Consider the following 25,404-nt stretch of genomic DNA (forward strand, 5'->3'; position numbering starts at 1 on the left):
TTCTAGTGGGCAACACTTGCTTGTCAGGCTGCCTACGAACCATCGGTTTTTGCTGAAAAATGGCCGTATCCGGGCTAAGGTTTTCGTGTCGTATCCATTGCCCCGCGCACGAAACCTTCTCCAGGATGTCCATGCTTTCCAAACTTACACTGCGTTTTCGCCTGATCGCCACGCTGGCGCTGCTGGGCCTGCTGATCGCGGCCGTCGGCCTGCTCGGCCTGTACGGCATGCGTTCGAACCATGCTGCGCTCGAAGAAGTCTATTCGAACCAGCTCGCCTCGAGCATCGCGATCAATCACTCGAAGAACTTCCTGAACCGCGCCCGTTTCGGGCTGGACCGTGGGGTGTTCCAGCCGGACGCGCCCGATATCGCCAAGACGCTCGAGCGCGCCAAAGGCTTCATCGACGACGCCAACAAGGCCTGGCAACACTACCTGGCGATGCCGCGCGATACCGAGGAAGATGCGCTCGCCAAGGCCCTGGAAACCGAGCGCACCCGTTACATCAACGACGGCATGCTGGCCCTGGCCAGCGCCATCGAGCAGCGCAACGCCGAGCGTATCGAAACATTGTCGATGACGGACATGACGGCGCTGTACGGCACCTTCGACAAGGCCTCGGTGGCGCTCGACGACTACCAGCTCGGCGCCGCCCGCCATGCGTTTGAATCCAGCTCGACGCTGTTCAAGCTGCTGATGTGGATCGCTGGCCTGAGCGTGGTGGTTGGCCTCGTGCTGGCGACCGTGTCGTCGGTGCTGCTGCTGCGCGCGATCATGCGCCCGCTCGAGCATGCCATCGGCCACTTCGATGCGATGGCCCATGGCGACCTGTCGACGACGGTCGTGGTTGACCGACAGGATGAGATGGGCGCGCTGCTCAAAGGCCTGGCCACGATGCAGCAGCAACTGGCCGGCACCGTGCGCGGCGTGCGCGACAGCAGCATGTCGATCGCCACCGCCAGCGCCGAAATCGCCGCGGGCAATATGAACCTGTCTGGCCGCACCGAACAACAGGCCGGCAGCCTGGAAGAAACCGCATCCTCGCTCGAAGAACTGACCAGCACCGTGCAGCACAATGCCGACAACGTGCGCCAGGCCAACAACGTGGCGCGCTCGGCGTCCGAAGTGGCGCTCCGCGGCGGCAAGCTGGTGGCGGAAGTGGTCGAGACCATGGGCGCGATCGACGCCTCGTCCAAGCGCATCGTGGACATCATTTCGGTCATCGACGGCATTGCGTTCCAGACCAATATCCTGGCGCTCAATGCGGCCGTGGAAGCGGCGCGCGCGGGCGAGCAGGGCCGGGGTTTTGCGGTCGTGGCCGGCGAAGTGCGCAACCTGGCGCAACGCTCGGCGGCGGCGGCGAAAGAAATCAAGGAGCTGATCAGTACCTCGGTCGCCAATGTCGAGGCCGGCACGGCCCTGGTCGACAGCACCGGCACCACGATGCACGAGATCGTCTCGAGCGTGACGCGCGTGTCCGACATCATGGCCGAGATCCTGGCCGCCGGCGAAGAGCAGACGTCCGGCATCGGGCAGATCAACGAAGCGGTCAGCCTGATGGACCAGGCAACCCAGCAGAACGCGGCGCTGGTCGAGGAAGCGGCGGCGGCCACCGGCGCGCTGCAAGAGCAGGCCCAGGCGCTGCAGCAGATGGTGAGCGTGTTCAAGGTCGATGCGCAGGCGGGCGGGCAAGCGCAGCACCGCGCACCGCACGCGCTCCTTGCCATGGCAGCGTAGAGCGTCGGGGCGCGCGGCCCATGCCATAATGCCGGGATCATGAGCGTGCGCCCCCCACTTCCGCTGACAGCCGGCCCGGCAGTCTTTCAATCCCATGCGTGATTCCAGCGCATTTCCGATGGACGGCGGCGCGCTCGGCGCAGCGATTCGCGACCATGACTGGGCCGCCACGCCCCTTGGCCCCATCGAGGATTGGCCGGCCACGCTGCGCACCGGCGTGAGCATCGTGCTCGGTTCGGCGTTCCCGAGTTTTCTCGTGTGGGGTGTCGGGCAAACGCTGCTGTACAACGATTCCTACGCCGAGATCCTGTGCGCCAAGCACCCGCGCGCGCTGGGCGGCAGTTTCCAGGCCGCCTGGCCAGAGATCTGGGATGTCCTCGCGCCGCTGGTCGACCGCACGCTGGTGGGCGGCGAATCGTACAAGATGCACGACCTGCCGCTGGTCATGCAGCGCAAGGGCTACGCCGAGCACACCTGGTTCACGTTCTCGTACGGCCCGGTGCGCGGCGACGGTGGCGAGATCCTCGGCCTGTTATGCACGTGTATCGAGACCACCGACACGATTCTCTCCCGGCGCCGCCAGGCGGCCGACGAAGCCGTATTGCGCGAGAATGAAAGCAACTCGCGCATCGACGCCGAACGGGTGCAGCTGGCACTGTCTGCCGGCGCCATCATCGGCACCTGGTTCTGGCATTTGCCGACCGACCGCTTCACGGTCGACGAAGCGTTCGCGCGCGCCTTCGGGCTCGACCCCGCGCTCGGCCGCGAGGGCCTGAGCCTGGCCCAGATCGTCGCCACCGTGCACCCGGACGACCAGGCCGGGCTGGCGCAGGCGATCAATACCGTTATCGCGCGCGGCGGCCACTACGCCCACCAGTACCGGGTAAAACGCACCGACGGGCGCTACTACTGGATCGAAGCCAACGGCCGGGTCGACCTGGCGCCGGACGGTACGGGATTGCTGTTCCCCGGCGTGCTCATTGACGTCGAGGGCAGGCGGGCGGTGGAGGCCGAGCGCGACCAGGCGATCCTGAAACTGCGCGCACTGAACGAACAGCTCGAGCAAAAAGTGATCGCACAGGCACTGGCGCGCGGGCGCACCTGGCAGGTCAGCCCGGACATCCTGGGCGTGCTCAATGCCGATGGTTTCATTGAAACGTCGAACCCCGCCTGGGAAGCCAGCCTCGGCTGGACCGAGGACGAGCTCGCCAGCACGCACTTCATGGAATTCATCCATCCGGACGACCGGGCGGCCACCCAGGCGGTCTGGCGCGATGCCCTCGAGCGCGACATCCCGGCGCTGCGCTTCGAGAACCGCTATCGTCACAAGGCCGGCGGCTGGCGCTGGCTGTCGTGGGTCGCGGTGCCCGATAGCGGCAAGATATATTGCTCGGCGCGTGACGTGACGCTCGAGAAAGAAGCCCAGGCCGAGCGCGACCGCATGTGGGACACGTCGCCCGACCTGCTGCTGACGATCGATTTCAAGGGCGTGTTCCGGCGCGTCAATCCAGCCTGGACGCGTCTGCTTGGCTATGCACCCGACGAACTCGTCGGGCATCACACCAATGAATTCGTGTTGCCCGAAGACCACGCCGGGACGGTCGATGCCTACGTTGCGGCAGCCGAAGGCGGTCAGCCGCGCCTGGTCAACCGCTATCGCCACAAGGATGGCTCGACGCGCTGGATATCGTGGGTGGCAGCGCCGGCCGGCAGCGTTACCTATGCGACCGGTCGCGACATCACGCTCGAGCGCGAGCGCCAGGCCGAGCTCGAGCGCGCCCAGGAACAGCTGCGCCATTCGCAGAAGATGGAAGCGGTCGGCCAGCTCACGGGCGGGCTGGCGCACGACTTCAACAATCTGCTGGCAGGCATCACGGGCAGTCTCGATCTGGTGAAGATCCGCATCGGGCAGGGCCGCGTGGGCGAGATCGACCGCTACATCGGCGTGGCCCAGGGCGCCACACGGCGTGCGGCGGCGCTGACGCACCGCCTGCTGGCTTTTTCGCGCCGCCAGACGCTCGCCCCAAAGGCGATCTGCGTCAACACCATGGTCGACGGCATGCTCGACATGATCCGGCGCACCGTGGGCCCGAGCGTGCAGGTCGAGCCGCACACCGAGCGCCACCTGTGGACCGCGCTGGTAGATCAGTCCCAGCTCGAGAACGCGCTGCTCAACCTGTGTATCAACGCGCGCGACGCCATGCCGGCCGGCGGCTGCATCGTCGTCAGGACGGCCAACTGCCAGGTCGATGTCGATGCCGCCCGCACGCTCGAACTGCCGCCCGGCGACTACCTGACGCTGTCGGTGTCGGACGCCGGCACCGGCATGGCGCCGGAAGTGGTGGCCAAGGCGTTCGACCCGTTCTTCACGACCAAGCCGATCGGGCAGGGCACGGGACTGGGGCTGTCGATGATCTACGGTTTCGCCCAGCAGTCCGGCGGCCAGGTGCGCATCGATTCGGCGGTGGGGCGCGGCACCACGGTCAGCATCTATCTGCCGCGGCATCGTGGTCAGACCGAAAGCGGCGATGCCGCGCCAACGGCGACACTGGCGTCGCCCGACGGCCGGGGCGAGACGGTCCTGGTGGTCGATGACGAACCGAGCGTACGCATGCTGCTGGTCGATTTGCTGGAAGATCTCGGTTATGTGGTGCTGGATGCCGAAGATGGCGCCAGCGGGCTGGCGCTGTTGCAGTCCGATGCGCGCATCGACTTGCTGATCACCGATGTCGGATTGCCGGGCATGATGAACGGGCGCCAGATGGCCGATGCTGCGCGCGTCGCACGGCCGGCGCTGAAGGTGCTGTTCATTACCGGCTATGCCGAAACAGCGTTGCTCGACAATGGCCAGCTGGGGCCGGACATGGCGATCCTGACGAAGCCATTTTCAATCGAGACGATGGCGGCGCGCGTGCGCGCGATGGTGGCACGACAGGATTGACACCATTCGCGGATTTATATATGGAAATTTAAATTTACTGAAAGAATATTCCGACCGGTATTGCAGTACGGTTAGCGTATTCCCAAGCAGATTCATCGAATATCGTCCCTCATTTGTCCCGATGGCGCGGTCGGACTGGCGCGCATCAAGGAGAAGGGCGGCCTGGCCCTGGTGCAGGCGCCCGACGACGCCGAATACGAGGGCATGCCGCAGGCTGCGGTTCGCACGACGGCCGTCGATTTCGTCTTGCCCGTGGTCGATATTCCGCAGAAGCTCATCGAGCTCTGGGACAACGCGCGCATCATCGAGCTGCCCTTGGCGGGGGACGGCGAGGGGCCGATCGCCCGCCTTCCCGGCCCGGCCGAGGCTGCGGTCGCCGAAGAGGCTTTGCAGCAGATCATCGGGCAACTGTTCAGCCATACCGGTCACGATTTCCGCCACTACAAGCGCGCCACGGTACTGCGCCGCATCGAGCGGCGCCTGCAGGTGCGCGCGGTGCATTCGCTGCCGGAATACAGCGAAGTGCTCGAGGCCGATCCGGGCGAATACAAGGCCTTGCTTGACGACATGCTTATCGGGGTGACCAATTTCTTCCGCGACCGCGAGGCCTTCGAAGCGCTCGAACGCGATGTCATTCCCGATCTGTTCAAGGACAAGGGCCCAGGCGATGAAGTGCGGGCCTGGGTCGCGGCCTGCGCCAGTGGTGAAGAAGCCTATTCGCTGGCCATCATGCTGACCGAGCAGGCAGCCCTGAATGACGCAGCGCCGCCGTTCCAGGTATTCGCGTCGGACATTGACGAGCATGCCATCAACACGGCGCGCGCCGGCATCTACCCTGGCGCGATCATCACCGACGTCGCTCCGGCGCGGTTGCGGCAATATTTCACGAAAGAAGACGAGCGCTACCGTATTCGAAAGGCGGTGCGCGACCGGGTACTGTTTGCATCGCACAACCTGCTGCGCGATCCGCCGTTCTCGCGGCTCGACCTGGTCACCTGCCGCAACCTGCTGATTTACCTGAACCGCGATGTGCAGTCGAAGGTACTGCAAATGTTTCATTTCGCGCTCAAACCCGGTGGCTACCTGTTCCTGGGCAGCTCTGAATCGGCCGACGCGGTCGCTGAATACTTCATCCCGGTCGACAAAAAAAAACGGATCTACCGCGCGCGCTCCGGCATACCCCAGGTGCAGTATCAAAGCCCCGGCAGGGCCGGCTTCGGCGCTCGCGCACTGGAGAACGCACGCAGCAAAACCCCGCTGAAGCGCGCGTTTTCCTATGCTGCCCTGCACCAGCGCGCGCTGGCGCAGGTCGCCCCGCCGTCGGCGGTGATCGACCGCGAAGGCAATATCGTCCACATGTCCGAGCAGGCCGGGCAATTCTTGCGCATGATCGGCGGTGAGCCGTCGCGCAACCTGCTGCAGTTGATCCTGCCCGAACTGCGTCTTGAACTGCGCTCGGCGCTGTTCCAGGTGACCCAGGGCGATGCACCAGTCACGTGCCGCCCGATCGCGCTGGCCAGCGAGTCTGCGCCCGGTCCGATCGCGATGCTGCTGCAACCGTTCCGCGACGAAGAAGCCGAAAGCGATTTTGTGCTGGTGCTGTTCAAACGCGCCGAGGAGCCGGCCGGGCCCGCTGGCGAAGCGCGCCCGGGCGGAAGCCACGAGGTAGTGCTGGCCCAGCTCGAAGCCGAACTCCAGCGCAGGCGTGAACAACTGCAAGAGACGATCGAAAATTCGGAGGTCTCGACCGAAGAGCTGCGCGCATCGAATGAAGAGCTGCAGGCGATCAACGAAGAACTGCGCTCGGCGACGGAAGAACTGGAAACCAGCAAGGAAGAGCTGCAATCGGTCAATGAAGAACTGATCACCGTCAATTACGAGCTGAAGGTGAAGGTCGAAGAGACAGGCAAGGCCAACGATGACCTGAACAACCTGATCGCGTCGACCGACATCGCCACCATCTTCGTCGACAGCGGCTTGCGCATCAAGCGCTTCACGCCGCGCGCGGCGGACCTGTTTTCGATCATCGCGTCCGACGTCGGCCGCTCGCTGCTCGACCTGACCCACAAGCTCGAGTATGAGCACTTGCCCGAAGACGTGAACGCCACTTTCGAGACGCTGCGTCTGGTGGAACGCGAAGTGCGCACGATTGACGGGCGTTGCTACATCGTGCGCCTGCTGCCATATCGCACCAACGAGGATCGTATCGAAGGCGCGGTGATGACATTTTTCGACATCACGCTGCGGCGTCAGGCGCAGGAGCAGGCGCGCGCCAGCGAAGCGCGCATGCGCCTCGTGGCCGAGAGCGCCAGCGACTACGCGATCATCACGCTCGACGCCGAGGGACGGGTAACGAGCTGGAACAAGGGGGCAGAATACCTGTTTGGCTATAGCCCACAAGAAATGGCTGATCAGACACTGGAGCGACTGTTCGTTCCGGAAGACATCGCCAGCGGCGTGCCGGCCAACGAGCTGCGCTGCGCCCGTGCCGATGGCCGGGCCGAGGATGAGCGGTGGCATGTGCGCAAGGACGGCTCGCGTTTCTTCTGCAGCGGGGTCACGACGCCGTTGTTCGACGATGCATTCTACGGTTACGCCAAGATTGCGCGCGATGCCACGGCGCGCCTGCGCCACGAAACCGAACGCGAGCAGGCACTGGGCCGAGAGCAGACCATCCGTACGGAAGCGCAGCAAGATTCGGCGATGAGGGAAGAGTTTCTGTCCGTGATGGCGCACGAATTGCGCAATCCGCTGAACATGATCAACATCAATGTCGAGCTGCTGTCACGCATGCCTGCGGTGCGCGAGGCGCCGGGCTTCCCGCGCATCGCCACGGGGATTCGCAATGCGGTGACGAGCCAGGCAAAGATCATCGATGACCTGATGGACATGTCGCGTATCCGCACGGGCAAGCTGTCGCTGACGAAGGTACCGCTCGACATCGGCCGGGTCGTGCGCGAACTCATCGACACCGCGCGCGACGGCGACGGCGCCAGCGAGGTGGCAATCGGCTTCACTGACAACAGCGACGGTGCAGTGGTACTGGCCGACAAGGTGCGCATCGAGCAGGTCGTGATGAATTTGCTGAGCAATGCGATGAAATTCACGCCGGCGGGCGGCGCGGTCGAGGTCTCGATCGCGCGCGAGGATGCCTCGGTGCGGCTGGATGTGACCGATAACGGGCAAGGCATCGCGCCGGAGTTCCTCTCCCAGGTGTTCAATATGTATGGCCAGAGCACCGCCGTGACACACCGTGCGAAAGGCGGCCTCGGTATCGGCCTGGCGCTGGTGTGCGACATCATGAAGCTGCACAACGGTCGCGTCGAAGCGTTTTCGGATGGCGTAGGCAAGGGTGCACGCTTCAGCGTCTGGCTGCCTGTGGCCGAGCCTGCCGAGTCGTCACCACAGCAGCATCAGCGCAGCATGGACGAAGCGCTGGCAGGGCGCCGCATCCTGGTGATCGACCCCGTGCATGACATGCTCGAGATATTCACATCGCTGCTTGAACTGAGTGGGGCCACGGTCTTCGCCGCCGTCAGCGCCGACGAGGGGCTGCGCATCCTCGGGCAGGAAAGCGTGGACCTCTTGATTGCCGATATATCGACAAAGACCGCCGACGGGCTTGATCTCATGCGGCGAGTACGTGCCCAGGAACAGTTTGCAGCGTTGCCGGCCATCGCCTTGAGCAGCATGCAACGCGAGGACGATGTCGCGGCAGTCATCGCTGCCGGCTTTTCAGTACAACTCGGCAAACCGATTTCAGTGGAAGCGCTGAGCGCGACAGTACGCCAGTTATTGCCGGAATAAGTGGCTGGCACAGGCAGTACACATGCAGGATAGATTACGCCTTGGGGGTCATATGAGTGTCCTTGCACGCCGCAATACACTGATTTCGCAACACGCCGACGTTGCGCTGGTGTACAGGAGCATGCTCGGGATGGAAGAAGCCCGGGCGTATCTTGCGCGGGAAAATGTCCCTGAATCGATCGCGCAGCGCATACTCGAACAAGGGCATGCGCGCAATTATGTGGTGACACCTGCCGCGCGCGCTGGCGCCACAGGCCCGCAGTTCGAATTCTGCCGGCGTCATAATCAATTGCACGATGCGATCGTCGAAGCAGCATTGAAAATCGAAAAAAAGCTGGGGCGCGAATGGGCGCTGGCGCTGCTTCGCAACGAGAATGTTCCCGATGACGTTGCACTCCGCATTCTGGCCCAGGGACCGCGTCAACTGCGCTGCAAGAGTGCGGCGACAATCTGACAGTCGAACTCATCCGACAAGCCGGTGTCACAAGCCGATGTCAGGTCTCGACAAGCCGGTGTCACACAAGCCGGTGTCACACAAGCCGGTGTCAGGTCTGACATTCGGACACGATCACATCAGTAGTCATGGTGCGGCAAACAGCCTTGAAAGTCGCAGCGAGGCGAGGGAAAAACTAATGTAGAGTTCGTGTCCGAATGTCAGACCTGACACCGGCTTTTTGAATGTAGAGTTCGTGTCCGAATGTCAGACCTGACACCGGCTTTTTGATACCGGCTTTTTGACACTGGTTTTTGCGTTAATGGCCGCGCTGCTGCACCAGCGCCGTGCCGACGCCATGGCGTTTGCCTTCGCTGACCGCAGTCACCGTGCCATCGGCATTGAATACCAGCGCGTTGGCGGCGCCGATTTCTTCGGCGTGTGATTCCCAGCGCTGACCGAATCCCGCCAGCGCCCGTGCCTGCGTACTGCCGGCAAAGCCCGGTTCGATCGAGGTCTCGGGCGCATTGCGCTGACTGATCCTTGGCGCATTGACCGCCTTGTCCATCGGCATGCCGAAATCGACGTAGTTGACGATCGTTTGCAGCACGGTCGTGATGATGGTCGAGCCGCCCGGGCTGCCCACTGAAAACGCCGGCTTGCCATCCTTGAGCGCGATCGTCGGCGCCATGCTCGAACGCGGACGCTTGCCGGCTTCCGGGATGTTCGGATGCGGGCTGGTGACGTCGAAATCGGTCAGCTCGTTGTTGAGCAGGAAGCCGTAGCCGGGCACCACGATGCCGCTGCCGCCCCACGATTCGATGGTGAACGTATAGGCCACGACATTGCCATCCTTGTCCGACACGGTCAGGTGCGTCGTGTGCGCGTTTTCGGGCGCCATCTTGATGCTCGCCCGTACCGGTGGGCGCAGCGGCACGCTCGGATCATCCTGGAACGCATACGGGTCGCCCGCCGCCACCGCACCCGGCGCCGCCGTCTTCATCGGGATCAGCGCGCGACGCGTGGCGGCGAAGTCCTTCGACAGCAAGCCCGCCAGAGGCGCATCGATGTACTCGGGATCGGCCAGATAAGCGTTGCGGTCGGCAAAAGCAAGCCGGCTCGCTTCGATATACAGGTGCTCGGCCCGCGCGCGTGGCATTGATTTGAGGTCATAGCCTTCGAGGATGTTGAGCGCATGCGCGACTGTCGCGCCGCCACTGCTCGGCAGCGGCATGCCATACAGTTCATAACCACGATAGGTGCTGCGCAGGGCAGGGCGGATGCGCGCTTCGTAGTTGGCCAGGTCGGCGGACGTCATCGCGCCGGCGCGCACATTGAATCCCTTGGCCACGGGCGGGCGGTTGACGGCATCGACGATCGCGCGCGCCATCGGGCCTTCATAGAACGCCTTTACGCCACCGCTCGCGATCTCGCGATAGGCGCGCGCCATGCCGGGATTGCGCAGCAGCGTGCCGGTGGGGATCGCTTTGCCGTCGTGCAGATACAGTTCGCTGGTCGGCGTGAACTGGCGGAACTTGGCGACATTCTGTTCGATCAGCCCATTGAACGTGGCGTTGACCTTGAAACCCTTGTCGGCCACGGCGATCGCCGGCGCCAGCACTTGCGCGAAGCGCATGCTGCCGTAGCGCTCCAGCGCCTCATGCCAGCCGCGCACCGTGCCCGGCACGCCGACGGCCGCGCCGCTGGCCACCGCGGTCTCGAAATCGAGCGGCTTGCCGGCCTGCTGGAACAGCGTGGGGCCGGCCTTGCCTGGCGCCGTCTCGCGGTGGTCGATCGTGATGACCCGCCCATCCCTGGCCAGGTAAATCACCATGAACCCGCCGCCGCCGATGCCGCAGCTGAACGGATCGGTCACGCCCAGCGTGGCCGCTGCGGCGACGGCCGCATCGATCGCATTGCCGCCCCCGTTCAGGATGGCCAGCGCCGATTGCGATGCCTGTTCGCTGATGGTGGCGACGGCGCCGCCGTGGCCGGTGGCAACGGGGGCTGCGGCAACCGGCGCAACGACGATCGACAGGACCAGGCCGCACGCCAGTGCGACGGTTGCAGGCGAGCGGCTCCGCACCTTAGGTACCGTACATATTGAGCACGACCGGATACGACGCCGGCTTCGCCTCGATCATGCCGCGCGCCGGCGCATCGAATGAGCGGTCGAGCTCGACGCGCGCGCCGCGCAGCGCCGGCGACGTGAAGCCCGGCTTGCCCGGCACCAGCCAGAACGCCTGCGCCACATTCTGGATGCGCAGCGTGAAGCGGTAGGCGACGCGGCCCGGCGCCATGCAGCGCGCGTTGTCCGGGCAGCGCGTGTCGTCGGCGCCCTCATAAGTCAGGCTCAGGCGCTGTTCGGGCGCCAGCAGCAGGCTCTGGCGCTCGCTCAGCGTGTACTGGGCGTCCGGCAGGCGCTCGGGGGCGGCGCAGGCGGACAACAGGCCGGCGCCGAGGCACACGGCGGCGATGGAGACAGGGCGAAACGGGGAGCCAATCGGGGAGCGCATGGGTGTCATCCAGGTATTGACAGGAAAACCCATGATAGCAAAACCGCAAGCGCAGCGGCGCGCCACGTCGCTCTTCCACGTCATGAACCCGCGATTTTTGAAGTCATAAACAGGTCATATTCGCGCGCTATTCTTTGTCCTGTAGTGCAAAACATATCCCTCAACTAAGGAATAACAATGTTCAAAAAGATCCTCGCCGGCGCTGCAGCCGCACTCGTGATGACGACCTCGTTTGCCGCCGACATGACCGGTGCAGGCGCTACCTTCCCGTACCCGATCTACGCCAAGTGGGCCGAGGGCTACAAGGCAGCGACCGGCAATGGCCTGAACTACCAATCGGTCGGTTCGGGCGCCGGTATCAAGCAGATCAAGGCCAAGACCGTCGACTTCGGCGCGTCGGACATGCCTTTGAAAGCAGACGAGCTGGAAAAAGAAGGTCTGATGCAGTTCCCGGCCATCATGGGCGGCGTGGTTGCCGTGGTCAACGTCGACGGCGTGACCCCAGGCCAGCTGAAAATGACCGGTCCGGTCCTGGCTGACATCTACATGGGCAAGATCACCAAGTGGAACGCGGCGCCGATCGCCGCGCTGAACCCGGGCGTCAAGCTGCCGGATACCGACATCACCGTCGTGCACCGCGCCGACAGCTCGGGCACCTCGTTCCTGTGGACCGACTTCCTGGCCAAGACCAGCCCGGCCTGGAAAGAAAGCATCGGTTCGGGCACCACCGTCAAGTGGGCCGTGGGCGTGGGCGGCAAGGGCAACGAAGGCGTCGCCGCCAACGTGCAGCGTATCAAGGGTTCGATCGGCTACGTCGAGTGGGCTTACGCGAAAAAGAACAAGCTGTCGCACACCCAGCTGCGCAACAAGGAAGGCGTCGATCTGCAGCCAAGCGACGACGTGTTCAAGGCAGCTGCCGCGAACGCCGAATGGACCAAGGCGCCAGGCTTCGGCGTGGTCCTGACCGACGGCGCCGGCAAGCAGAGCTGGCCGATCACCGGCGTGTCGTACATCCTGATGCACAAGGCACAGGCTGACGTCAACAAGGGCAAGGAAGTCGTCAAGTTCTTCGACTGGGCCTTCAAGAACGGCGCACCTGCTGCAGCCGAACTGGACTATGTGCCAATGCCGGCAACCGTCGTCAAGCAAGTGCAGGACGCATGGAAAGCCAACCTGAAAGACGCTTCGGGCAAGGCCATCATGTAATTCGCAGGGTCGGCAGCTCTGCTGCCGACGCGTCGATTGGTTCCGGTGCGGTCATCGCACCGGATGATCTTGCGGCCAACCCTACGGTACCTCATCTATCAGGCATCCCATGACAACGGCGAACACGATCGTCCTGGTGATTGACGACAAGCCGGCCATCGCCGAGCTGCTCAAATTTTCGCTGCACGAGGACGAATGGGTCTGGCATAACGTGCCGAGCCTGGCACAAGCCTGGGATTTCATCGGGCGCGAACGGCCCGAGCTCTTGCTGCAGGAATCGATGCTGCGCAACGAAGGCGGCATGCGCCTGCTGGCGCGCCTGCGCGGCGACCGTCGCCTGCGCGATCAACCTGTCATCCTGCTGGCGGCCGAATGTGCCGAAGGCGAGCGTCCGCTTGCGTTGCCGGCAGCTGTGTCCCATCCCGAATTCATCCCGCAAGCGCCGCTCGACGAGGCGCGCGATCTGTCGCCCGAATCGCGTTTGCTGCGCTCGGGCCGCCTGGTGCTCGATCCGCTCAGCTGCAGCGTCAAGGTCGGCAACAGCCGGGTCGAAGTGCGGCATGCCGAATACCGCCTGCTGCGTTTCCTGCTGTGCCATCCGGGCCAGGTCTTCTCGCGCTCGCAGTTGCTGGAGCAACTCTGGGACGCGCACCAGTCGCTCGACCAGCGCACCGTCGACGTCCACGTGCTGCGCCTGCGCAAGGCGCTGGGCCGCGCCAAGTCGCTGATCAAGACCGTGCGCGGCGCCGGCTACATGCTCTCGCCGGCCTGAGATGCAGTGCCCGGTCGCAGCATGAGCAAACACCCCCGCATCGCCCCGTCCGCCACGCCATACCGAAGCAAGCGTTTCCTGGTGCTGGTCTGGCCGCTGCTCGCCCTCCTGGTCTGCATCGCGCTGTGGGGTGCGACGCTGGTGCGCGTGGACGCCGAGCAGACGCGCGTCGCCGGCCAGACGCGCAAGGACGCCGCCGCCTACGCCGAAGCCTACGAGCAGTACATCACGCGCTCGGTGGCGCAGATGGACCAGATCACGATGCAGCTCAAGTTCAGCTGGGAGAACTCGCGCAAGCCGCAACTGCTCGATGACATGCGGCGCGACGGCATGTTCACCGACAGCGCCTTCCACCTGGTCGCGGTGCTCGACAGCCGCGGCGTCGTGCGCGCCAGCACGCGCCCCGGCCTGGTCGGCGTCGACCTGGCGGACGGGCCCTCCTTCATCCATCACCGCGACAACAACTCGACCGCGCTGCGGGTGGGCGCCACGCCGGTGCAGGTCGGCGCGGCCGACGACGTGGTGCTGTTTACGCGCCGCCTCGACGATCGCGAAGATGAATTCGACGGCCTGGTGATGATGGCGGTCGACGCGCGCTACTTCACCTCGTTCGTCAGCCCGGCCACGCTCGGCGCCGGCGGCATCGTGGCGCTGGCCAGCAGCGAAGGGCGCCTGCGCGTCGAACAGCGTAGCGACGGCGCAGCGTTCTTCGACGCGGCCACGCTGCCGCGCCGCGGCGCCGCCTGGTCGGGCGAGCAGGGCGTGCGCGACATCGACGGCGCCGGCGGCGCGGATGATTTCTCCGATGGCCAGGCGCGCGTGCTCGGCTGGCGCCAGTCGCCCGTCTATCCGCTGGTGGCGCTGGTGGGCTTGCCGCGCGTCGATGCGCTGGCTACAGGCAATGCGTACTGGGCCGAGAGCCGCGACCGCGCCATCGCCGCCACGCTGTGCCTGATGCTGCTGGGCGCAGTTGGCGCCGTTCTGGCGCAGCGCGCGCTGCAGCGCGACAAGGAACAGGACGATGTGCGGCGCGCCTACCGCACCGCTACCGAGAGCGGCAACGACGGCTTCTACATGGCCGCCGCCGTGCGCGGGCGCGACGGTCAGATCGTCGATTTCCGCATTGTCGACTGTAATGAACGGGGCGCCTTCTTCTATGGCATGAAGCGCGAAGAGCTGGTCGGCTCGAGCCTGAGCCAGATCGATGCCGGCCTGTTCGGCGAAGAGCTGCTGGCCACCTACCGCAAGGCGATGGAGGCGGGCTTTCATGAAGACGACCGCAAGATGCCGAGTGACAATCGCCTGAACATTAGCTGGGGCCGCCGGCGCCTGGTGCGGGTCGGCCATGGCCTGGCCGTCACGCTGCAAGACATCAGCGAGCGCAAGGCCCACGAATCGCAACTCGAGCGCCTGGCCAACGAGGATACGCTGACCGGCCTGGCCACCCGCCACGCCTTTCTGGAGCGCATGCCAGCCATGCTGGCGCAGGCGCAGAACGCCAGCACGGGCGCGGCGCTGCTGTTCATCGACCTCGACGAATTCAAGCACGTCAACGATTCGCACGGTCATGCCACCGGCGACCAGCTGCTCAAGTGCGCCGCCCAGCGCCTGCTGTCGCTGCTGCGCCCGTCCGACCAGGTGGCGCGCTTCGGCGGCGACGAGTTCGTCGTGCTGCTTACCCCGTGCGACGGCGAGCGCCAGGCGGCATCGGTCGCGGCGCGCATCGTCGACGCATTCGGGGTGCCGTTTTTGCTGGGTGACGAGCTGCACGCGGTGGGCTCGTCGATCGGCATCAGCATGTACCCGCGCGACGGCATCGACGCCGAAACGCTGGTGCGCCACAGCGATATCGCGATGTATGTCGGCAAGAACGAGGGCAAGGGGCAATACCGCTTCTTCGACCCGTCGCTGTCGACGACGCTCAATTCGCGCGCGCGCCTGAAACAACACATCCTCGAGGCGCTGGCGGGCGACCAGTTCGTGCTGCACTACCAGCCGCGCGTCGATGTCCACAGCGGCGAGTTGCTGAGCATGGAGGCACTGGTGCGCTGGCGCCATCCGACGCTGGGCATGGTCGCGCCCAGTGACTTCATCCCGCTGGCCGAAGCGACGGGCCTGATCGTCCGCATCGGCGAGGTCGTGATCGAGAAGGCGTGCGCGCAACTGGCCGCCTGGCGCGATGCCGGCGTGGGGCTGGTGCCGGTGTCGATCAATGTATCGCCAAAACAATTTTTGCGCGGCGGCGTGCAGCGGCAACTGAGCGCGGCGCTGGCGCGCCACCGCGTGCCGGCCAGCCTGATCGAAGTGGAGATCACCGAGTCGGCGATGATGGGCGACCAGGACGACATCCTGGCTGAACTGGCGGCGCTGCGCGCGCTGGGCGTGAAGCTGCACGTGGATGATTTCGGCACCGGCTACTCGTCGCTGTCGCAATTGCAGCGCCTGAAGATGGACGTGCTGAAAGTCGACCGCGCATTCACCACCGAGCTGGCCAACTCGAAAGAGGGCAAGGTGTTTTTCCAGGCGATCGTGTCGATGGCGCACGCGCTGGGCATGTCGGTGGTGGCCGAAGGCGTGGAGACCGCCGAGCAACTGGCGATCCTGCGCGGCCTGGATTGCAATGAAGTACAGGGCTACTTCATCGCGCGCCCGATGCCGGCGCACGAGATGGCGCTGGTGATGGCGCAGCGTTACCTGCTCGGTGTGCCGGCGGCGCTGGTCTGAGCGCCGCCGATACGATCAGTCCAGGTCGGCCGCCGCATGGCGCTCGGGCACCTGGTCTTCCGGCGGTCCGAACGCGCGGTTGACCTTGCGCCCGCGCACCACGGCCGGGCGCGCGGCGATGGCGTCGGCCCAGCGTTTCACATGCTTGTACTCGTGCACCGACAAAAATTCGGCCGCGTCGTACAACTGGCCGAGCACCATGCCGCCATACCATGGCCAGGCAGCCATGTCGGCGATGGTGTATTCGTCGCCGGCCAGGTAGCGGTTATCGGCCAGGTGGCGGTCGAGCACGTCGAGCTGGCGCTTGGTTTCCATCGCGTAGCGGTCGATCGGGTATTGCAGTTTTTCCGGCGCATACGCGTAGAAGTGGCCGAAGCCGCCGCCCATGAACGGGGCCGAACCCATCTGCCAGAACAGCCAGTTCATCGTCTCGGTACGCGCCACGCCATCCTTGGGCAGGAAGGCGCCGAATTTCTCGGCCAGATACACGAGGATCGAACCGGACTCGAACACGCGCACCGGCTCGGCGCCGCTGCGGTCGACCAGGGCCGGGATCTTCGAATTGGGGTTGGCGTCGACGAAACCGCTCGAGAACTGCATGCCTTCGTTAATGCGGATCAGCCAGGCGTCGTACTCGGCGCCGGCGTGGCCGGCGGCCAGTAGTTCTTCAAGCAGGATCGAGACCTTCACGCCGTTGGGCGTGGCCAGCGAATACAGTTGCAGTGGGTGCTCGCCAACCGGCAGCGCCTGGTCGTGCGTTGGTCCGGCGATTGGACGGTTGATGTTGGCGAACGCGCCGCCCGGGGTGGCGGGCGGCGTCCAGACTGCTGGGGGGACGTACGGCGTTGAATCCGGCATGGTTTTTCCTTGAGCTGGCGTGTCAGAAGAACCATTCTAGCCAATGGACGCCAAACGTGTTGGCGGCGGCTGCAATGGGTGGTTCGGCTAACAATCGCGGCAGAAAAACTGCAACTATCCGCATGGCGCGGCTTTCACTTCCGATGGCACTCGCCAGGCCCGGGAACGCTTCGTATGCTGTGGCATGCACCGATCGCCCTTGAGCGCGACGGCTCTTTTTTTGCCGATCAGGATACCGAACCATGACCAGCCACTCCCGCCGCTACGCCGTCAAGACCTTGCTCGCCGGCGCCAGCCTTCCACTTGTTCCCGCCGCCAGCCAGGCAGCGCCAGCGCCAGCGCCAGTGCAAAGCTGGCGGCGCGGCGTCGAAGGCCAGCGCCAGGCCGACCAGGGTGACGGCACCTTTCGCAATCCGGTCATCGCCGGCGACCATCCCGACCCGACCGTACTCAAGGACGGCAAGGATTATTACCTCACGTATTCATCGTTCTATTCGTATCCGGGCCTGGTGATCTGGCATTCCACCGACCTGGTCAACTGGCGCCCGCTCGCGCCGGCGCTGTCCAAACCATTGGGGACGGTGTGGGCAGTCGACCTGTGCAAGCACGACGGGCGTTATTTCATCTATATTCCGGCCGCGCCGGACGGCAAGCCATGGTCGATCTACGTGATCTGGGCCGACCGCATCGAGGGACCATGGAGCGAGCCGGTCGACCTGAAGATCGCCGACTGCATCGATCCCGGCCACATCGTCGGCGAGGACGGCAAGCGCTACCTGTTCGTCAACGGCATCCGCAAGATCCGGCTCACCGACGACGGCCTGGCCACGGATGGCGCGCTGGAACAGGCCTATCAGCCGTGGCGTTATCCGCCAGACTGGATCGTCGAGAACTTCGCGCCCGAAGGCCCGAAACTGCTGCGGCGCGGCACATGGTTTTATCTGGTGACGGCGGTGGGCGGCACGGCTGGCCCCGTGACCGGGCACATGGTGATCGCGGCGCGCTCGACCTCGGTCCACGGCCCGTGGGAACACTGCCCGCACAATCCGCTGGTGCGCTCGCTGAGCACCGACGAACCGTGGTGGTCGCGCGGGCACGCAACGCTCATCGAAGGGCCAGCGGGCGACTGGTGGATGATTTATCACGGCTACGAGAACGGCTACCGCACGCTGGGCCGGCAAACCCTGCTCGAACCGATGGAATGGACGAGCGACGGCTGGTTTCGCGCGCTCGGCGGCGACTTGTCGCGGCCGCTGCCCAAGCCGAAGGGCGGCAAGCCGGGGCCGGCCGGGTTCGCGCTGTCGGATGACTTCAGCCGTAACCGGTTCGGGCGCCAGTGGACCTTCCACGATCCGGCGCCGGACGAGATGAGCCGTGCCCGCTTTGGCGCGAAGCAGCTGCAGATCGCCGGGCGAGGCACGTCGCCGGCCGACAGCCGTCCGTTGACCTGCACGGTGGGCGACCGCGCCTACGAAGTCGAGGTCACGATGACGCTAAGCGGCGAAGGCGAGGGCGGCCTGCTGCTGTTCTACAGCCAGAAAGCGTTCGTGGGGCTCGGTTTCTCGCGCGACGACATCAAGACGTTCCAGTACGCAGAAGAGCAACCGTGGGCGCGCGTCAAGCGGCCAACGTCAAGTGTCCGGATTCGGCTGACAAACGACGAGCACGTCGTCACGCTACGCTATTCGCACGACGGCGGTGCTACCTGGACGCTGCATGGCACCCGCATGGAAGTCTCGGGCATTCATCACAATGTCTTTGGCGGGTTCCTGAGCCTGAAGGTTGCCTTGTACAGCGCCGGCGAGGGCGCGGCAACGTTCAGCGATTTTACGTATCGGGCGCTGGCAACCTGGGTCGCCAAAAACAAAACTCCGCCGAGGCGGTAATGCGGTTCAGTTAAGCGTAATTCTTCTTTCCCTGGCTCAAAAAAACGTCATCCCCGCGAAGGCGGGGATCCAAGTTTTAAGCACGCCACAAGTGCATATCGAAGTGGCAGTGCAACTGACCTGGATCCCCGCCTACGCGGGGATGACGGTTTTTAGACTAACTGAAGTACATCCCCGCCGAGGCGGGGTTGGTGGGGTAGCAGAGCAGCTTAGACAAACGCCGTCAACGCACCCTTCATCTTCTTCAGCGCAGCCGATTCGATCTGGCGAATCCGCTCGGCCGACACGCTGAATTCTTCGGCCAGCGTGTGCAGCGTGGCGCCCGAACCGTCGTCGTTGGCCAGCCAGCGCGCTTCGATGATGCGGCGCGAACGCGGGTCGAGCTTGCCCAGCGCCGATTCGAGGCCTTCGGACTGCAGGCGCGTGACTTGCTGCGCTTCGAGAACCTTGGTCGGCTCTTGCTGCTCCGACGACAGGTAGGCAATCGGCGAGAACTTGTCGTCTTCGTCGTCGGTTGGCGACTCGAGCGCGATGTCGCGGCCCGACAGACGGGTTTCCATCTCGATCACTTCTTCGCGCTTGACGCCCAGCAGCTTGGCCAGATCGTCGACCTGGCCCGGCGACATCGCGTCCAGGCCGGTCTTGTTGCTGCGCAGGTTGAAGAACAGCTTGCGCTGCGCCTTGGTCGTCGCGACTTTCACCAGGCGCCAGTTCTTGAGAATGTACTCATGCATCTCGGCCTTGATCCAGTGCATCGCGTACGACACCAGGCGCACGCCCTGGTTCGGGTCGAAACGCTTGACGGCCTTCATCAGGCCGATATTGCCTTCCTGGATCAGGTCGGCGTGCGGCAGGCCGTAGCCCAGATAGCCGCGCGCGATCGATACCACCAGGCGCAGGTGCGACAGCACCATTTTTTGCGCTGCGTCGAGATCGTTGTCATCGCGCAGCCGCTTTGCCAGCGACATCTCTTCTTCGTGCGTGAGCATCGGCAGGCGGTTCACCGCCGAGATGTACGCATCGATATTGCCGAGATTGCCGGTAAAACCTAGTCCCAGAGCACGATTGCCGGTCGGGACCAATGCGGATTGTGCGGACATGTTTATTTCCCTTTTAGTAATCTTGCTGCATCCCGATGGGCCTCGGCCTCATGCCGGTGACGCCATCGTGAAGCGGATGTCACTTCGTGGTACCCGGATGCCTTGCTTGAAATTCGATTGCCTTGGACCATATATTAGCACTCCCCCAAAGAGAGTGCCAGAAGCTGCCCAGAGCTTAAGATTGCCCAAAGTATTGCTCGCAGGAATTAAACCGATGACGGTTTCACTGTAGAGCAGTACCCGGGTGTTCGTTTGATGCAGCTCAAAGGTGAGCCGATAAACACTGGAAATCGCGTACAGGTTCAGAGTAAGGCGCGAGAAACATTATCTCTGTTGAATAGCGCACGTACCGCAGGCGCAGCCTGTAGGAGTTCTACGCGCGATAGCGTAGGGAAGCGCGAACTGACCGTAGGAGAAGCCACGCACGGCGGCGCGCTCCGACGGTCCGGTAATGAGGGAGGCAGCACAACGGTCGCCTCGCCTTGCTCTGGAAGTGGTGACACTTTGAGCAATTTCAACACCCCGGATCAATCTTTTTTATTCAGCAATATTGTAGGAGTGCCGCGCGCGGCACGCCTATGGCCCTTCAGCGCGAGCGCGCCAGGTGACGTCGCACCGACAGCAGGGCGCCGATCAGGCCGAGCCCGGCACTGACTGCCAGCAAGCCGGCAATCTCCAGTCCGCCCAGCGGCATCAACTGAAATTGTGAGCCGTACAGCCGCGCGAATTCGGCGATGGCGCCGTTCAGCGGTTGCAGCGCCAGCAGCACCACGCCCAGCGCCACGCCGCCGGCGCACAGGCCGAGCAGGGCGCCAGTGTAGAAGAACGGGCGGTGGATGAAGTCATTGGTCGCGCCCAGCAGTTGCGAGACCGAGATTTCTTCTTTCTGCGTCAGCACTTGCAGGCGAATGGTATTGAACACCACGGCGATGACGACGATGCCAAGGGTGCCGGCCAGCAGCAGCAGGGCCAGGCGCAGGATGCCCAGCAGCGCGGCCAGGCGTTTGACCCAGGCCGAGTCCACCTGCACCGTCTCGACGCCCGGCAATGCACGCAGATCCTCGGTGATGGCGTCGACCTGCGCGGCGGCGCCGGCGCTGGCGAAGCCGCCGAGCTTCATCACGTAACTGTCGGGCAGCGGATTTTCACCCAGTGTTTCCAGCACGCCGCCCAGGCTGCTGCGCGCCTTGAGCGACTCCAGCGCTTCTTCGCGTGGCACGAACGTCACGTCGCCCTTGCCCTGCGCGACGATCTGGCGGATCTGCGGCAGCAGGGCTTCTGCATCGGGACGGCTGACATCGGCGCGCATGAACAGGCTGATCTCGGGATCGACCGACAATTGCTCGGACAGGGGCCGCACATTGTCGAGCAGGGTCAGGCCGGCAAACGGCAGCGTCAGCGCCAGCGCGACGACGAGCACATTGAACAGGAAGCTGCCGGGCGACTTGCGCACGGTCGACAGCGCGGCAAGCAGGGCGAATCGGTGCTGGCGCAACCACGGGCTCATGCTGCACCTCCGACCAGTTGGCCGTTTTCCAGCCGGATGACGCGCTCGGCGCGTTCCAGCACGTAATCGTCGTGCGTGGAGATCACGCACGTCACGCCCACCGCGTGGAAGGCGCGCAGGGCATCGAGCACCTTGTCGGCCGCGACACGGTCGAGGTTGGCGGTGGGTTCGTCGGCCAGGATGATCTGCGGCCGGTTGACGATCGCACGGGCCACGGCCACGCGCTGCTGTTCGCCGCCGGACAGCTCGAGCGGCATGGCCCTGGCGCGGTCGAGCAGGCCGACCTTGTCGAGCGCGGCGCGGGCGCGCTGTTCGGCTTCCGCCGTGCGCGCGCCGGTCACCAGCATCGGCAGCATGGTATTGGCCAGGATGTTGCGGTCGTTGAGCAGGCGCTGCTGCTGGAAGATGATGCCGATATTGCGTCGCAAAAAGGGAATCCCGGCCGGCTTGATGCGGCCGACGTCATGCCCGCTGACGATCACCTTGCCGCTGGTGGGGCGTTCCACGCCGGCCACCATTTTCATCAGGGTCGACTTGCCCGCGCCCGATGGGCCGGCCAGGTAGACCAGCTCGCCCTTGGCGATGTCGAGCGTGACGTCGTGCAGCGCATAGCTGCCTTGCGCGTCGCCGTGGGTGTACTGCTTCGATACCGACTGGAATGCAATCATGGGGTCCTTGTACGCTCGGCCGATCAGCCGAGTAAAGCGTCGACGAATTCTTCCGCATTGAATGGCTGCAGGTCTTCCAGCTTTTCGCCCACGCCGATGAAGTACACGGGAATCGGGCGGTTCTGCGCAATGGCGGCCAGCACGCCGCCCTTGGCGGTGCCGTCGAGCTTGGTGACGACCAGGCCCGTCAGGCCCAGCGCATCGTCGAACGCCTTCACTTGCGCCAGCGCGTTCTGGCCGGTATTGCCATCGATGACGAGCAGGATTTCATGGGGCGCATCCGCCATGCCCTTGCCCAGCACGCGCTTGATCTTTTTCAGCTCTTCCATCAGGTGCAGCTGGGTCGGTAGGCGGCCGGCCGTGTCGATCATGACCACGTCGGTGCCGCGCGCCTTGCCCGACTGGACCGCATCGAACGCGACGGCAGCCGGGTCGCCCGACTGCTGCGAAATCACGGTGACGTTGTTGCGCTGGCCCCAGACCATCAACTGCTCGCGTGCGGCGGCGCGGAACGTGTCGCCCGCCGCGAGCAGCACCGACTGGTCGAAGCTCTGCATGTGCTTGGCCAGCTTGCCGATGGTGGTGGTCTTGCCGGCGCCGTTGACGCCCGCGATCATCATCACCAGCGGATCGTGGCGGCCCAGCTCGAGCGGCTTTTGCAACGGCAGCAGCATGTCGATCATCAGGCTCTTCAAAGCCGCCTTGACGGCAGCGGCGTCGAGCAGCTTGTCTTCCTTGACCTTGCGGCGCAGTTCGGTCAGCAGGTGTTCGGTGGCGGCGATGCCGGCGTCGGACATCAAGAGCGCCGCTTCGAGTTCTTCGTACAGGTTGTCGTCGATGCGCGCGCCGACGAACAGCAGCGACAGGTTGCTCGAGGTCTTGGACAGGCCGGCCTTCAGGCGCGCCATCCACGAGTTTTTCTTTTCCAGCTCGGTGGTGGGGCGCTCGGCGGTTTCGGGGAACAGGTTGCCGCCTTCGTGCAGCACGCTGACCTCGGTCTTGAGCTCGGTCTTGGGCTCGGTCTTGACCTCAGGCTTGATCTCGGGCTTGGCGCCAGGCGTGGGTGCGACTGGCGCGACCGGTGCAGCAGGTGCAACAGGCGCAATGGGCTCGTGCGGCGCCGGCGTATCGGGCGCTTTCTTTCTTTTGAAGAAGCTGAACATAGTGTCTGGTGGGGGACTTCGTGCGAACGCCGGCGGGGCCGGCGATGAAAAAACGTGCGAATATTTTACCAGAGCAGCAATACGTTCCCGCTTTGCGCGTTAGCGCGGGGCCTTTGCCGCCTCGGCCTGCGCCCGCAGCATCGCCAAAGTGGCGTTCGGCGTGATCAGATTGCCATCGTAGCGCAACTCGATCACGGCCGGCAGATGTTCTTCTTCCGTGTAAGCCAGCGCGCGCGCCAGGGCCGGCGCGAAGTCGGCGGTCTGGTCGACCACCTCGCCATGCCCGCCATAGGCGCGCGCCAGCGCCGCGAAATCCGGATTGTGCAGGTTGGTGCCCGACACGCGGCCCGGATAGGTGCGCTCCTGGTGCATGCGGATCGTGCCGAACATATTGTTGTTGAACACCAGGATGACAACGCCGGCGCCATATTGCACGGCGGTGGCCAGTTCCTGGCCCGTCATCATGAATTCGCCGTCGCCGGCGAAGGTCACCACCGCGCGTTCGGGATGCAAGATTTTTGCGGCGACGCCGCTCGGCACCGCATAGCCCATCGCGCCATTGGTCGGCGCGAGCTGGGTGCGCATGCCGCCATACCGGTAGAAGCGGTGTGCCCACGACGCGTAATTGCCGGCGCCGTTGGTGATGATGGCGTCCGCCGGCAGCGCGCCTTGCAGGTCCTGCACCACTTGCCACAGGTCGAGCGGGACGCCGTCGCGCAGCAGGGCAGGTTGCGCCTGCCACGCGGCCAGTTCAGCCCTGGCCTGCGCGATACTGTCTTTCCATGGCGCGTCCACCGGTTCCATCGCGGCGAGCATGGCGCAGGCTTGCGGCATGCCGGCGGCGATCATCAGTTCGCCCTGGTACACGCTGCCCAGTTCTTCCGGGTCGGGGTGGATGTGCACCAGGCGCTGGCTCGGCACGGGCGAAGCCAGCAGGGTGTAGCCGCCAGTCGTCATCTCGCCCAGGCGCGGGCCGATGGCGACGACCAGGTCGGCGTCCTTCACGCGCGCGGCCAGTGCCGGATTGATGCCGATGCCCACGTCGCCGATGTAGTTCGGGTGCGCGTTATCGAGCAGGTCCTGGAAGCGGAAGGTGCAGCCCACCGGCAGGTGATTGCGCTCGGCGAATTGCGCCAGGTCGGCGCAGGCTTGCGCGGTCCAGGTGCCCCCGCCCAGCAGCACGACCGGGCGCTGCGCCTCGGCCAGCATCGTGCGCAATTGCGCGATCTGGTCACTCGACGGCGCGCCGTGCGCGGGCACGTAGGCGCGCGTGTCGGCCACTTCGGCCAGCGAGACCAGCATGTCTTCGGGCAGCGCCAGCACCACCGGGCCGGGGCGGCCGCTGGTGGCGACCTGGAACGCGCGCGCCATGTATTCGGGGATGCGGTCGGCGCGGTCGATCTGCGCCACCCACTTGGCCATCTGGCCGTACATCCGGCGGTAGTCGATTTCCTGGAACGCTTCGCGGTCGACGAAGTCGTTGCCGACCTGGCCGATGAACAGGATCATCGGCGTGGAATCCTGGTACGCCGTATGCACGCCGATCGAGGCGTTGGTGGCGCCGGGCCCGCGCGTGACGAAGCAGATGCCCGGCTTGCCGGTGAGCTTACCGTAGGCCTCGGCCATGAATGCCGCGCCCCCTTCCTGGCGGTTGATCACGAACCGTATATTCGAATCGTGCAGCGCATCGAGCACGTCCAGGTAGCTTTCGCCGGGGACACCGAAGGCGGTGTCGACGCCGTGGACGGAGAGAGCATCGACCAGGATCTGGCCGCCGGTGCGGGAAGGGTGGGTCATGGGGAGTCGTCCTTGTCAGAGAGGCATGCGGGCATTCTATGCGCGCGGCCCGGGGACGGCTTTTCAAATGGCGACATCAAATTTCAGAAATCGCAACGGCGGTGCGTTGCGGCGATGGTGCGTATCGACGGTGCCGATGTCGGTCAATCATCAATCTGTTCAGACCAAGGCAATATGGGTGCGCGCTATCAGGACATGTTTTAATATGTGCACAGGCCGATCAATCTTTATTATTCGGTGCAAGCCATCACCGGAAATTGGAATGCTATCCAATTTCCGGTATCGCCTGG

16 protein-coding genes are annotated in these 25,404 nt (G+C 64.6%); 8 read left to right on the forward strand and 8 right to left on the reverse strand.

What is annotated here, in order from left to right; translation table 11 throughout:
• Positions 1–131: 131 nt before the first annotated feature.
• The 4 genes from AB2N08_RS10410 to AB2N08_RS10425 all read left to right on the forward strand — a co-directional run bounded on the left by AB2N08_RS10410 (position 132) and on the right by AB2N08_RS10425 (position 8,938).
• Positions 132–1,736, forward strand: a complete 1,605-nt coding sequence (locus tag AB2N08_RS10410) for a methyl-accepting chemotaxis protein (RefSeq protein ID WP_367610568.1) — start codon at positions 132–134, stop codon at positions 1,734–1,736.
• Positions 1,737–1,830: 94 nt separating this feature from the next.
• Complete coding sequence (locus tag AB2N08_RS10415; RefSeq protein WP_367610569.1) at positions 1,831–4,677, forward strand: PAS domain-containing protein; 2,847 nt, start codon at positions 1,831–1,833, stop codon at positions 4,675–4,677.
• Positions 4,678–4,788: 111 nt separating this feature from the next.
• Positions 4,789–8,484: a CheR family methyltransferase gene (locus tag AB2N08_RS10420; protein ID WP_367610658.1), complete on the forward strand. Its 3,696-nt coding sequence runs from the start codon at positions 4,789–4,791 to the stop codon at positions 8,482–8,484.
• Between the two features lie 52 nt (positions 8,485–8,536).
• Positions 8,537–8,938: a hypothetical protein gene (locus AB2N08_RS10425; RefSeq protein WP_367610570.1), complete on the forward strand. Its 402-nt coding sequence runs from the start codon at positions 8,537–8,539 to the stop codon at positions 8,936–8,938.
• Positions 8,939–9,236: 298 nt separating this feature from the next.
• Here the strand turns inward: AB2N08_RS10425 and ggt are convergent, their stop codons facing one another.
• Entirely contained in the window at positions 9,237–11,003 is a 1,767-nt protein-coding gene (ggt, locus tag AB2N08_RS10430) for a gamma-glutamyltransferase (protein WP_367610571.1), read from the reverse strand.
• A 1-nt stretch (position 11,004) separates the two neighbouring features.
• Complete coding sequence (locus AB2N08_RS10435) at positions 11,005–11,433, reverse strand: hypothetical protein (RefSeq protein WP_367610572.1); 429 nt, start codon at positions 11,431–11,433, stop codon at positions 11,005–11,007.
• A gap of 177 nt (positions 11,434–11,610) precedes the next feature.
• Between AB2N08_RS10435 and pstS the strand changes: the two genes are divergently transcribed.
• The 3 genes from pstS to AB2N08_RS10450 all read left to right on the forward strand — a co-directional run bounded on the left by pstS (position 11,611) and on the right by AB2N08_RS10450 (position 16,135).
• Entirely contained in the window at positions 11,611–12,639 is a 1,029-nt protein-coding gene (pstS, locus tag AB2N08_RS10440) for a phosphate ABC transporter substrate-binding protein PstS (protein ID WP_367610573.1), read from the forward strand.
• 109 nt (positions 12,640–12,748) lie between these two features.
• On the forward strand, positions 12,749–13,411 hold the full coding sequence (locus tag AB2N08_RS10445) for a winged helix-turn-helix transcriptional regulator (protein ID WP_367610574.1): 663 nt from the start codon (positions 12,749–12,751) through the stop codon (positions 13,409–13,411).
• A gap of 21 nt (positions 13,412–13,432) precedes the next feature.
• Positions 13,433–16,135, forward strand: coding sequence for a bifunctional diguanylate cyclase/phosphodiesterase (locus AB2N08_RS10450; protein ID WP_367610575.1), 2,703 nt, complete (start codon positions 13,433–13,435; stop codon positions 16,133–16,135).
• A gap of 15 nt (positions 16,136–16,150) precedes the next feature.
• On the opposite strand, the gene yghU is transcribed toward AB2N08_RS10450, so the two are convergent.
• Complete coding sequence (gene yghU / locus AB2N08_RS10455) at positions 16,151–16,993, reverse strand: glutathione-dependent disulfide-bond oxidoreductase (protein WP_367610576.1); 843 nt, start codon at positions 16,991–16,993, stop codon at positions 16,151–16,153.
• 242 nt (positions 16,994–17,235) lie between these two features.
• On the opposite strand from yghU, the gene AB2N08_RS10460 reads away from it, so the two are divergent.
• Entirely contained in the window at positions 17,236–18,879 is a 1,644-nt protein-coding gene (locus AB2N08_RS10460) for a family 43 glycosylhydrolase (protein ID WP_367610577.1), read from the forward strand.
• A gap of 209 nt (positions 18,880–19,088) precedes the next feature.
• On the opposite strand, the gene rpoH is transcribed toward AB2N08_RS10460, so the two are convergent.
• From rpoH to AB2N08_RS10485, 5 genes are all read right to left on the reverse strand, one after another.
• Positions 19,089–19,979, reverse strand: a complete 891-nt coding sequence (gene rpoH, locus AB2N08_RS10465; protein ID WP_367610578.1) for an RNA polymerase sigma factor RpoH — start codon at positions 19,977–19,979, stop codon at positions 19,089–19,091.
• A 586-nt stretch (positions 19,980–20,565) separates the two neighbouring features.
• Positions 20,566–21,486, reverse strand: coding sequence for a permease-like cell division protein FtsX (gene ftsX / locus AB2N08_RS10470; RefSeq protein ID WP_367610579.1), 921 nt, complete (start codon positions 21,484–21,486; stop codon positions 20,566–20,568).
• Positions 21,483–22,154: a cell division ATP-binding protein FtsE gene (locus AB2N08_RS10475; protein WP_367610580.1), complete on the reverse strand. Its 672-nt coding sequence runs from the start codon at positions 22,152–22,154 to the stop codon at positions 21,483–21,485. Before AB2N08_RS10475 ends, ftsX begins: the two co-directional genes overlap by 4 nt.
• Positions 22,155–22,177: 23 nt before the next feature.
• Positions 22,178–23,317 carry a signal recognition particle-docking protein FtsY gene (gene ftsY / locus AB2N08_RS10480; RefSeq protein WP_367610581.1) on the reverse strand — a complete coding sequence of 380 codons (1,140 nt, stop codon included), beginning with the start codon at positions 23,315–23,317 and terminating at the stop codon, positions 22,178–22,180.
• Between the two features lie 99 nt (positions 23,318–23,416).
• A complete protein-coding gene (locus AB2N08_RS10485) occupies positions 23,417–25,114 on the reverse strand; it encodes a thiamine pyrophosphate-binding protein (protein WP_367610582.1) in 1,698 nt (565 codons plus the stop codon).
• Positions 25,115–25,404: the final 290 nt, after the last annotated feature.

The sequence above is a fragment of the Massilia aurea genome (assembly GCF_040790145.1).
In the GTDB taxonomy this organism is placed as follows: domain Bacteria; phylum Pseudomonadota; class Gammaproteobacteria; order Burkholderiales; family Burkholderiaceae_D; genus Telluria; species Telluria aurea_C.